This window comes from Acinetobacter sp. V91_7, from assembly GCF_031799075.1.
Lineage (GTDB): Bacteria > Pseudomonadota > Gammaproteobacteria > Pseudomonadales > Moraxellaceae > Acinetobacter > Acinetobacter calcoaceticus.
The window spans coordinates 76,326-88,706 of record NZ_JAVQNT010000043.1 but is presented as its reverse complement, the minus strand read 5'-3'; the positions used below and the strand labels follow the sequence as shown (position 1 = coordinate 88,706).

The following is a 12,381-nucleotide window of genomic DNA, read 5'->3' as shown; positions in this document are numbered from 1 at the left end:
TTATTTCAAAGACAATCCATCACGTAAAAAATTATTTTGATATTTAAATAATTAATAACACGCACATATGAAAATTAAATATGAAATTATATTTTTTTGAAATTTGAATAAATTTTAACTCTGATAAGCTGTTTAAAATCTTAGTTTATATCTCTGATTTATCATGAAAGCATCATCAATTATCGAGTTCAGGAATCCTATCTCAAAATATCAGAATGATTTTGACGGCGGACAATCTTCGGATCATCAAATTATAACGAATGAATTTATTCATAAAAGTATTCGTATTTTAGAAAATTATCAGGTTATTCAATCTTTATCTAATACAGAGAAATCTACGCTTATTCAGCATTTAAAAATAAGAAAGTATTATCATAATCAAACGATATACAATCAAAATGATCCGTGCACTGATATCAATATTTTGCTTGAAGGCGCGCTTAAACTTGGCTGGAGCACATCTCAAGGCAAATACCACACCGATATTTTTGTGCCCTCAGGTACATTAATCAATATTGTTCCGATTGTAACGGGTCAACCCCTCCTTCACGACCACATTGCACAAGGCAGAACGGTAATTGCCAACCTTCCCGGTCAATTGTTTATGGATGTCATCAGAAATAACGCAGATGCTTTGTTTATGGTGTTGAAATTAATCTGTGTAAGAACACAGCTAAATCGTGAACAAAATTTCATTTATTCAACTGAAACATTGCAAACTCGTCTTGCTAAAAAACTAGTTTTTCTAGTGGATTATCATTCCTATCAGGACAAAGATAAAATTTTACTGAATCTCAAATTGAGTCAGGAAAATCTGGCAGAACTTTTGCAGACTTCAAGACAAAGCATTAATAAAGAACTAGCAGTGCTTTCGAACCAAAACATTATTGAGGTTAAATATAACCAAATCTTTATTTTAGACTTTGAAAAGCTAAGCGATATTGCACAGACTCATCAGTTGCACACTACCACCAAGTTCCTTTGATATATCTGCTTTTGTCATAATGATATGATTTTATTAGGAGATAACTGTCAGAATAGAAACAGAATAAAAATTTGTCATATTTACACTAAGCATTTTAGTCGCTTTGTTGGATAAAACATGACAGATGTAAATATCAAAAAACAACCTAATATTTTATTGATTGTGGCGGATGATTTAGGCTTTTCAGATTTAGGTGCTTTTGGAGGAGAAATCAATACACCTCATTTGAATGAATTAGCATTAAACGGCTTAAGACTTACTAATTTTCATACGGCATCAACCTGCTCCCCCACTCGTGCGATGTTACTTTCAGGTACTGACCATCATTTAGCTGGTTTAGGAACTATGGCAGAGGCCCTCACCCCAGAACTCGAAGGTAAAGAAGGCTATGAAGGTGTATTAAATAACAAAGTTGCCGCATTACCAGAATTATTAAAAGATGCGGGATACTACACCCTTATGTCTGGAAAATGGCACTTGGGTCTAAAACCAGAATATTTTCCAATTGAAAAAGGGTTTGAACGTTCTTTTGCACTATTACCTGGTGCAGCCAATCATTATCTATTTGAAACGGATATTCCAGAAGACCAAATTCCACGCTTACTTAAGTCAACAAAAGGGCTCTATGCCGAAGATGATGAGTTTTCGGAAGAACTACCCCAAGGGTTTTATTCATCAGATTATTTTACCACTCGCCTTCTAGACTTTTTACAAGATGATGAAGCACGTCAGGGACGTCCTTTTTTTGCATACTTACCTTTCTCTGCACCGCACTGGCCCTTACAGGCACCTCAGGAAGATATTGATCGATATAAAGGACGTTATGCGGATGGCCCCGTTAAATTACGTGAACAGCGCCTTGAAAGACTCAAACAACTTCAATTGGTAGATGCTGAAACAACGATTCACCCTGTCCTCGCTAGAACTCCATTCTGGGAAAATCTTACTCAAGAGCAACGTGATAAGTCTTCAAGAATTATGGAGGTTTATGCGGCTATGGTAGATCGTATGGATCAAAACGTTGGACGTGTAGTCGAATACCTTAAAGATCGAGGGGAATTAGACAATACCATTGTTATTTTTCTATCAGACAATGGTGCAGAAGGTGCTCAACTTGAAGCTCTGCCCGTCTTTGGTGGTCAACTTAATGAAATTATCGAGCAATATTACGACAACAGTATTGATAATATTGGGCGAGCAAACTCATATGTTTGGTACGGAGAACATTGGGCACAAGCAGCCACCGCTCCTGCTCGCCTATATAAAGCCCATACTAGCGAAGGTGGAATTAGAACAGTTTCGTTTATTCATTACGCAGGATTTAAACGCCAAAATCAGATCAGTAACGAGTTTTTGACGGTCATGGATTTACTACCAACCCTACTGGATTATTTAAATATTCAGCATCCTGGTCAGGTGTATAAAGGTCGTCAATTGGTACCACTCCGTGGACGTTCTATCTTGCCGTATTTACAAGTACAACAAGATCACATTCACAGTGAAGATCATGTCACAGGCTGGGAGTTATTTGGTCAAAAGGCTCTGCGCAAAGGAGAATGGAAAGCGCTCTTCATCCCTGCGCCAAATGGTCCAAATCGCTGGCAGCTATATAACCTTAAAGATGATAAAGGCGAAACTCAGGATTTGGCAAAACAATATCCAGAAAAGCTCGATGAATTACTCAAAGAATGGGCAACTTATGTCAAAGAAAATGGAGTGATCGAAAATGTGCAACAACGAAGATTATTACAGAATGATCAGCTAGAACCGTTTGAAGCATAAAAATAACGAAGAGAAGAGATTAGTATTTAGATTGAACTAAGCCAGCACCTAATGCTGGCTTTTAAATTTGCCGCCTGTACAATATTTTAAAAGGCCTATATTTAAAAAATTACTATTAAATATAAAGATAAGATCATCAAAATATAAACTTAAGTTTGTACTGATAATGACAGTGTTCAATTACATAAAAATTAAAATCATCACAAAGAAAACACAAAATGGAGTCATTAATGTCAGTTCAAAAGCACACCTTTCATTTCAAGAGAAAAAGATTAGTTTTAAATAAAATCACGCAAAGTCTGTTTATTTCACTTATAGGGTGTGCAGGATATTCATCTATTGTCTATGCCGAGGATACTCCCACTACTTCAGGTACAGCGGTAACGGAAGCCAGTACGTCAAATTCACAGTCAAACAATAAAGCAGATGATGTCATTCAGCTTGCAGATGTTATTGTGACTACACGAAGACGTGAAGAAAAAGCACAAAATGTTCCAACCCCAATTAGTATTTTAAGTGCTAAAACACTGGAAACACAAAAACTCAGTAAACTTGAAGATCTGCAACAAGCCCTACCCAGCCTTAATGTTGCTTTCTTGAACCCACGTCAATCTAGTGTAGCGGTTCGGGGGTTGGGTAATAACCCAGCCAGTGATGGTTTGGAAGCTAGTGTTGGGGTCTATCTGGACAATGTTTACTTAGGTCGCCCCGGCATGGCTGTATTTGATTTATTAGATATTGCTCAACTCGAATTATTACGCGGGCCACAAGGGACATTATTTGGTAAAAATACCACGGCGGGCTTATTAAACATTAGCTCAAAACAGCCTACCTTCGACCCAGACCATTCTGCTGAAATTTCTTTTGGTTCACGCAATTATTTGCAGGCTAAAGGAACGTTTTCAGATGCACTATCCGAAAATGTAGCAGGCCGACTCTCTTTTTATAAAACGACTCAGGATGGTTTTATTCATAATACCTATAATGATAAGGATTATAACAATACAGACCGCGAAGGTGTGCGCGGTCAAATTCTTTGGAAGCCGCAAGAGAATTTTAATTTACGTCTAATTGCAGATTACAACAAACAAGATGATGATCAAGGCGCAATGGTGGTGTACTACGCTGGGCCAACGTTCAACAGTACCGTATATGGAAATAACTACAATCGTTACTTAGAAAATGCCACACAGTCAGGTGCCAAAAATCTTTATACCAACTGGAAAGATAAACAGATTCATTCAGATGCCCCACAACACATGTCTGTTGAGCAAGGTGGTGGATCGGCAGAGGCCAATTGGTCGCTAGATAGCGGTAAAAAAATTACGTCGATTAGTGCATACCGCTTTTGGAACTTCACTCCAACCAACAGTGATTTTATTAGTTCAAATGCATTGACTAATGCCGGTGTTTCGGTTCGAGATAAACAGTACTCTCAAGAGCTACGTCTAACATCGGCTGGGAATCAGAAAATAGATTGGGTGACAGGCTTATATTACTTTCAGCAGCATTTAGACAATACGACTTTCTCTTTATATGGAGATAAGGCGGATGCATTTTATCTTTACAACGTTCCGAGCGTAAGAACCTTAATTGCCAATGGTCAATCGAATATTTTGAATAATCGAGACTCATATTCATATGGAACAACTGAGACAAAAAGCTCAGCATTATTTGGCCAAAGTACATGGCATGCGACACCGAAGCTAGACATCACCACAGGTGCACGGGTTACCTATGAAGATAAATCTGCCAGTATCTATAGAACCGACCCTATTGGGGGTACTCCAATTTCGGGTTTAAGTGTGGCAGAGCGTAATTTACTAAATGCCCAACTCGGCGCATACGACTCAGGTGAACTGAAGCAACATGGTTTAAGTTACTCTGGCTTACTGACTGGCAGCTATCGTTTAAATCCGAGCACACTGGCCTATGCAACGTATTCACACGGCGAGAAATCAGGTGGCTTTAACCTAAGCATTGGTTCTGCACCAGCAGCGGGTGCTAACTCGTTAAAGGTTGATCCTGAAAAAGCAGATAACTATGAAATTGGATTAAAACAGAATTTTCTTAATAATACCTTACGGCTTAATAGCAATATATTCTGGATTGATGTTTCTGACTATCAAACCACAAGCTATGAACAAGTCGGCAACTCTGTCGTGAGTGTATTAGCAAATGCAGGTAAAGTACGCAGCCGAGGGATTGAACTCGATGCAACCTATCAACCTATTCGTCGCCTTACACTCAATTTTAATGGTTCTCTTAACGATACCACTTATACAGAATACAAAAATGCGCCTGCTCCATCCAATATCAGCATTCCAACAGGCGTAAATACACAAGATCTGTCTGGAGAACGTGTATATGGCGTACCGAAGTGGATTGCAAATTTCAATTTCCGTTATGACTTAGCTGAGCATAATAACTGGCAGCCCTATGTTTCAGGAAGTTATGCTTGGCGAGATTGGTCATATGGCTCTTTAGATAATAACCCGTACAGTGTTATCAAAGCCTATGGATTAACGAATGCGAGTCTAGGTGCTCGACACCATATTGGTGAAAATGAACTGGATATTGCGCTATGGGTAAAAAACCTCACCAATGAAACCTATGTGACCAATACATGGAATTCTTCCAATGGTATTGTTCTCGCTAGTTTAGGTCAGCCTCGTACCATCGGTGCAACCGTGAAACTTAGCTTTTAATAAATAAAATGCATAATCATTGCAGCATTGGCTCCTTGAAAGCCATGCTGCAAATTTTATATAGAGTTATGGGGTATTTAGAATAGCGTCAATCTGAGTCAATTCATCTGCACTAAACGTCGTATTTTGCAATGCTTTTAAGTTTTCGATGATCTGTTCTGGTCGACTAGCACCGATGATGGTCGACGTAATCCGTTCATCACGTAAAACCCACGACAACGAAAATTGAGCCAACGTTTGGTCTCGGCGCTTTGCTATTTCATTTAACTGCCGTATTTGCTGTAGCTTCAATGCAACGAGATGCTCTGACTGTAAATAGCGACTACCACGCCCGATACGTGAGTCTTCAGGTACACCATCAAGATATCGTCCAGCCAATAGGCCCTGAGCCAGTGGTGAGAACGTAATTACACCAAAGCCCTCTTGTTTAGCCGTTTCTGTTAAGCCCTGTTCAATCTGACGTTCAAAAAAATTGTAAATCGGTTGGTGCAAAGTAAGTGGAACGCGATAGGCCTGAAGCAATTCTATCAACTGTAAAGTTAACTCTGGCGTATATCCAGAAGAAATCCCCACATAGAGTGCTTTCCCTTGTTGCACAATATCGGCAAGTGTCTTTGCTGTTTCTTCAAGTGGTGTTTCTGGGTCATAACGATGTGAATAAAAAATATCGACATAATCAAGCCCTAGTCGCTGTAAGCTTTGATCAAGGCTAGCCATCAGGTATTTTCGGCTGCTACCACCTTGTCCATAAGGTCCAGGCCACATGTCCCAACCCGCCTTTGTCGAAATAATAAGTTCATCTCGATATGGCTTGAAGTCAGTTTTTAAAAAGTGCCCAATATTTTTCTCTGCACTTCCAAAGGGTGTTCCATAATTATTGGCTAGATCGAAATGATTAATTCCATGATCAAACGCCGTGTAAAGTACCGATTTTTGTTGCTGAATTGAAGTGTCATCGCCAAAGTTATGCCAGCAACCGAGTGACAATGGAGGTAATACCAAACCACTATTTTTAATTTTTCGATATTGGAATGATTGATATCGTTCTGAATTTGCGAAATACATACTTTGTCCTTTTATTCGGCAGCAGCCAAGAGGCCGAGGTTTTGTCTTAATGTTTGACCTTCGTATTCTTTGCGGAATAAATTGCGCTGTTGAAGGATTGGAATAACCAGATCAACAAAGTCTCTAATCCCATTTGAGATGACGGCAGGCATAATATTAAATCCGTCTGCTGCACCACTGACGAACCACTCTTCAAGCTGATCGGCGATATATTCTGGCGTTCCAACCAAACAAAAATGCCCACGTCCTGATGCAATACGTTGGTAGAGCTGCTTAATGGTTAGACCCTGCTCTTGCCCGAGTGCCTGAATCAATTGCTGACGACTTTGCTGTCCCGTTTGTGTCTCGGATAAATCTAATGAAGCTAAGGGCTGCTTCACATCAACACCGCTTAAATCAAAATTACCCAGCATTCTGCCTAAAAGCCCAAGACCAATGTCATCATCAACGAGTTCATCCAAAAGCTGTTGCTGCTTCTTAGCATCTTCATTCGTATGAGCAACAAGCACATATACACCGGGCATTACCACTAACTCATGCTCTTGGCGATCAAAGTCTTCAAGACGTTTCTTTACATCACTATAAAACTGCTGTGCAGCTGCCAAGTTGGATTGGGCAGTAAAAATGACATCTGCCGTACGAGCTGCGAGATTTTTACCTCGTTCGGAACTACCTGCCTGAACCACCACAGGGTGAGACTGTGGGCTTGGGCTAATATTGAGTGGACCTTTTACCTGAAAAATATCACCGCAATGATTAAGCGTATGTACCTTATCTGGATTAAAGAAAATACCTCTGGCTTTATCATGAACAGCTGCATCCTCATCCCAACTATTCCAAAGTCCTTTCACGACATCGTGAAATTCTTCAGCACGTGCATAGCGGTCTTGATGTTTGACATGTTCCTTTGTGCTGAAATTTTTCGCTTCAAGTGCAAAATCGGTGGTGACGAGGTTCCAGCCTGCACGTCCAGCAGAAATCTGGTCTAAAGAGGCAAACTTTCTTGCGAGATGATAGGGCTCATTGTAGGTTGTTGTGGCTGTTCCAATGAGTCCAATATGACGGGTTTGTGTCGCAATTGCCGAAAGTAATGTGAGAGGTTCAATCTCGTTACCACGAATTTTGCCTGAGGTCGCAGTTGCTGGATCAACAGCCAAACTATCGGCAAAAAAAATGGCATCAAATTTCCCTTCTTCAGCTATTTTTGCTGCACTTAAGTAGCGTTCATAGGGGCTTAGGTTTAATTCACTCGCTGGATGCCTCCAACTGGCCAAATGATGGCCATAACCGTCTAAAAATAAATTAAGGTGAAGCTTTCTTGTAGACGAATGTTGAACCTGAGATGACCTTACAGGTTTTAAAGGATTACTCATTTTAATCAGTCCAATTGATGGGTGTACACCTCGAAACAAACGAGGCGTACTAGACATACTTTTTAGAAATTTTTACGAAATGAAATACCAAAATAGCGTTCATCATCTCTAGGGACTTGACGATTAATACGGCTACCATTTGTGCTCAGCAAGGTTGCATATGATTTATCCGTTATATTTCGTACATTCAATGCTAATCGCCAGTCAGAGGCGGTATCAGCCAAAGCAATGCTCGCGTTCAAAAGCCCATATGCACCCTGAATGGTGTTTTGGTTTTGGTCGAGACTGAACTGCACTTTGCTCTGCCATGCATATTGGGTTGAAAGTTCAATTTGCTTGTTATTTGCCAGAGTAAAATAGCGATCGAGCTGCGTATTAAATTTCCAGTCCGGAGAAAATGGCAGCGGTTTACCATTTACATTTGGGCATGAAGTATCGGCAGCTGGACATTTGAAGTCATCAATTCGTGCATGTGTATAGGCACCTGAAAAGTTTAGTGCCCAATTTGGATTGATCTTATATACCGAGTCAATTTCAGCACCATAGGTAGAGACACTTCCTGCATTAACCAAGCGGGTTATTGGGAAACCATTTGGGTCGAGAGTTCTAAAATTTGCCTGATAGTTATCATAATCAGTGTTAAATAGCGCCACATTGACACGCAGACGATTATTCAACCATTGAGATTTGAGACCAAGTTCATAAGAGTTAGCCGTTTCGGGGTCAATCACAGGCGTATCATTTTGCTGCATATTAAAATAAACGTTATATGCAGGCCCTTTATAACCTCGCGAATAGGTAAAATAGCCCAATATATTCGGTGTAAAGTCATATTGAGGTCCAATGCGGCCTGAAACTCCGGTTTCACTGGTCGATCCATCACTGCTAAATGAAGAACGAATCGCATTTCGGACACCTACACTGCTTGGAACAGTTGAAACTCGGCTATGATCATAAGACAACTCATCTCGAGTAACACGTAAACCCGCAATCCATCTCAATCGATTAGTGAAATGAAAGGTACCTTCGCCAAATGCAGCATAGTTGGTGCTGTCTGTGTTATAGATTGCCTTACCAAAATCTACGACATAGGCATTAGAGGCGTTGTTGTACCAAGTTGACTCACGTTGATAAGTCTCATCGTTTTTGTTCTTTGAAAAATATAGACCCGCGACATAATCAAAAAAACCATGATCGAGCGGTTTAATTCTAATTTCTTGAGAGAATTGCTTACTGTTAACATGCCCTAAATCAGCAATTCCGGCAAAATTTGGTGTCGGTGCTGCAAGCTGATCACTGTCACCAATCTGTGTGTTTTTCCATTGGCGAAAGGCTGTAATTGATGATAGTTGATGATTGTTTAATGTCCAGTCTGCGGTGAGTGCTACACCCTGATTGGTATCATCAGTCGAGGCTTGATTATTTTCAACCGTACTTCGATTGGTTGGAGATGCCACAACAGGCGATAATGCTGCTGCATAGTTGGCATCGGTATTTTTAACCACAATGCCTGTCGGAGCACTTCCTTTTTTATGCAGGTAATCGGCAGTAAAGCCCAACACTAGACTATCGGTAGGCGTATATTCAAATTTGGTTCTAAAACCATAATTTTTATAGCCGTTGACGTCTTCATTTGTTGTGAGATTTTCTACATTGCCATCAAAATTACCTAATAACGCCGAAACATTGGCAGTTAATTTTTCAGGAATTAATGTACCAGATGCTCCTAGTTTAATTCGTTGTTCACTATCACTAGTGGCATAGGCATCAATATAACCAGACGTTTCAGCGGTTGGATTTTTGGTGACAATATTGACTACACCTGCCGATGCATTTTTACCAAAAAGTGTTCCTTGGGGGCCACGTAGGACTTCAATACGATCCACATCTAACAAATCAAGTGTTGCTTGCCCTGGTCGGCTGTAAACAACACCATCTATCACTGTTGAGACTGAAGGTTCAACACCGGGTGAAGTGGTAACTGTTCCAATACCGCGAACAAACAAGGACGTATCTTTATTTGAGGCTCCAGCCCGAAAGTTAACACTCGGTACTTGTGTTACCAATGTTTCAAGTGAGTTTCGCTGTTGCTTATCGAGTTCTTTTCCACTAATGACTGAAACAGCAACAGGTACTTTTTGGAGTGATTCTTCACGGCGTGTTGCTGTTACTACAACGGTTTCTAACTGAGCCACATCCTCTGAAGAATGTGCGGTATTTGAGACTGTTTCTGCATGAGCTTGCCCCCAAACAGACAAGATACTCAGCGAAAGCAGACTTAAATTTAAAATTTTTTGTTTAGTTGCTGACGTGAACGGATCACGCGCTACATTTTTCGAATGTATCGACATTATTTACCCCATAATTAAGTTTTAAAAGACGGTGCTTATTTCACTGATTTCAAATATTCGTACTGCTGAGTTGGTTTCCAGTAGGTCTTTAAATTTGATTGTTCAAGTGCTTGATTTACAAATGACGGGTTAATCCAGCTTTTGACGTCAATATTTTTGCGTATTAACCCTTGTTGCGTAGCCAAAGTGATTTTTTGCTGCAATTGTTGGGTGTAATAACCATCAAATAACGGTGAATATAAAAACTTCAGATTTACACCATTGAGTTCCTGAGCATATATAGATGCTGGATAGCCAGATTGGGTAAAAAAGAGTGCGACTTGTGGTACGCGATTTTGCTCATTTGAGAGCCAGTTCAGTCCTTTTACAACCTGAGTCACAACTTGTTGTGTTTCATTTGGATGTTGTCGAATAAACGATTGACGACCTAAAAACACACCTTGAGTAGATCCTGCACCATTTAACTGACGACTACTTATAGGCAAGTTAACGATGTGTTTGTCACGTAACGCAAAAAATCGAGAAGGTCCCCATGACGCATCAATTTTTTTTGCGGCCAAAGCTGCGTTGACGGCGTTAAAGTCTAAATTGACCACTCGCACATCGCTGAGCTTTAAACCTTGGCTGTTCAATGCACTCACAAATGACAATTCATCTGCTGTGCCACGTAACAAACCAACGCGTTTTCCTTTTAATTCAGCAAAATTTTTGATCGAGAGATCAGATCTTACCGCCAGATAATTGGTAATCCCACGTGCCGTTGGAACAAGTAATTGGGTATCTAATCCATTGGCTTTACCAATGATCGGAGGTAAATCACCTAAAAAGGCGAAATCCAGTTGATTGTTGGCCAATGCTTCATTAATGGCTGGCCCAGCACCTTTAAAGAAATGCCATTCCACTTTGACATTTTTTTTTGCAAGTTCTTGCTCGAGCCATTTTTTGTTGTAAAGCACATCAACAACTCCACCACCCGCGTGTTTCTGACCAGCAGTTAAATCGGGAGAACCAATTCGGATTGTTTTAAGGCTTTCAGCATAACTGGCATGTCCATAAGCCAATAAGCTCAGCAAGATCAATTTTTTAAAAATTGATGGTTTCATTATCATTTCCACATTTTTATTAATAAATCGGCGTCGTATTATTTAGACACTTATGAAGTAGATGGCTTAATTTGCTTACTCGCTTTGCCATCGATATCAACTGGAACATCACCTGCTAACGTCACACGTCGCATAATACGCAATGCATTACCGTAATCATTGACAGCTAAATGTTGAGTGGCGCGGTTGTCCCAAATAGCGACATCTCCGTTCTTCCACGTCCAGCGAATCGTGTTTTCTGGTTTGGTAATACGATCTTGAAAAATTTCAAACAGCTTGTTGGACTCTTTAGCAGTCAGACCTATAAAACGTTTAAAAAATTGGCCTAAAATTAAAGTTCGCTTACCTGTTTCAGGGTGTACTCTGACCAATGGGTGTTCAGCCTCATAGACAGTTGAAGCAAAGATTTTTTGATGGCGTTTTACGACCTCATCACTCGCTGAGGGACGAAAACCACCATAATCAAAATCATTGGTGTGAATCGCACGGAGCTGATTGGCAAGGAGCTTTAGTGGCTCAGGCAATTCATCATAGGCTGCTTCTGTATTTGCCCATGTGGTATCGCCCCCTCGATTGGGGGTAGTTACCGCTCTTAAAATGCTGATTTTTGGATAATTTGAAACAAAGGTGACATCGGTATGCCAAACGTCTGCACGACCGTCATGACGCGAATCAAGCTCAAATATATAAGTCGAACCCTCTGCCACAGGAACAGTAGGATGAGAAATAGGTTGCCCAAGCAATTCTGCAAACTTTTCTTGCTCTTGATCGGTTAAATGTTCCTGATTACGGAAAAAAATAACTTTGTGTTCAAGCAATGATTGCCTGATTTGATTCAAAACCTCAGCATTAAGTTTTGAAGATAATTCAATACCATTAATTTGTGCACCGATACGACCAGTTAAAGGGATCACATCGATTAACTCATTCACTGGTTTTTTTATTAATAAATCTGCCATATCATCGTTCTCATCATTGATGATATGAGTTTAGAAATTACCCCTTTTAAATTCT

8 protein-coding genes are annotated in these 12,381 nt (G+C 40.1%); 3 read left to right on the top strand and 5 right to left on the bottom strand.

The window, feature by feature from the left end; all coding sequences use genetic code 11:
* Positions 1-163: 163 nt before the first annotated feature.
* The 3 genes from RMB03_RS15350 to RMB03_RS15340 all read left to right on the top strand — a co-directional run bounded on the left by RMB03_RS15350 (position 164) and on the right by RMB03_RS15340 (position 5,475).
* Positions 164-985 (top strand): Crp/Fnr family transcriptional regulator, encoded by an 822-nt coding sequence (locus RMB03_RS15350; protein WP_311076824.1) that lies wholly within the window; start codon positions 164-166, stop codon positions 983-985.
* Positions 986-1,102: 117 nt separating this feature from the next.
* Complete coding sequence (locus RMB03_RS15345; protein WP_311076823.1) at positions 1,103-2,767, top strand: arylsulfatase; 1,665 nt, start codon at positions 1,103-1,105, stop codon at positions 2,765-2,767.
* A gap of 218 nt (positions 2,768-2,985) precedes the next feature.
* Positions 2,986-5,475: a TonB-dependent receptor gene (locus RMB03_RS15340; RefSeq protein ID WP_311076822.1), complete on the top strand. Its 2,490-nt coding sequence runs from the start codon at positions 2,986-2,988 to the stop codon at positions 5,473-5,475.
* Between the two features lie 66 nt (positions 5,476-5,541).
* Here RMB03_RS15340 and mgrA read toward each other — a convergent pair whose 3' ends face one another.
* The 5 genes from mgrA to RMB03_RS15315 form a co-directional block, all read right to left on the bottom strand.
* Positions 5,542-6,540: an L-glyceraldehyde 3-phosphate reductase gene (gene mgrA, locus RMB03_RS15335; RefSeq protein WP_311076821.1), complete on the bottom strand. Its 999-nt coding sequence runs from the start codon at positions 6,538-6,540 to the stop codon at positions 5,542-5,544.
* Positions 6,541-6,551: 11 nt separating this feature from the next.
* A complete protein-coding gene (locus RMB03_RS15330; RefSeq protein WP_311076820.1) occupies positions 6,552-7,913 on the bottom strand; it encodes an LLM class flavin-dependent oxidoreductase in 1,362 nt (453 codons plus the stop codon).
* A 62-nt stretch (positions 7,914-7,975) separates the two neighbouring features.
* On the bottom strand, positions 7,976-10,171 hold the full coding sequence (locus RMB03_RS15325) for a TonB-dependent receptor (protein WP_311077160.1): 2,196 nt from the start codon (positions 10,169-10,171) through the stop codon (positions 7,976-7,978).
* A 128-nt stretch (positions 10,172-10,299) separates the two neighbouring features.
* On the bottom strand, positions 10,300-11,367 hold the full coding sequence (locus RMB03_RS15320; RefSeq protein ID WP_311076819.1) for an ABC transporter substrate-binding protein: 1,068 nt from the start codon (positions 11,365-11,367) through the stop codon (positions 10,300-10,302).
* Between the two features lie 50 nt (positions 11,368-11,417).
* Complete coding sequence (locus RMB03_RS15315; RefSeq protein ID WP_311076818.1) at positions 11,418-12,326, bottom strand: TauD/TfdA family dioxygenase; 909 nt, start codon at positions 12,324-12,326, stop codon at positions 11,418-11,420.
* Positions 12,327-12,381 lie beyond the last annotated feature (55 nt).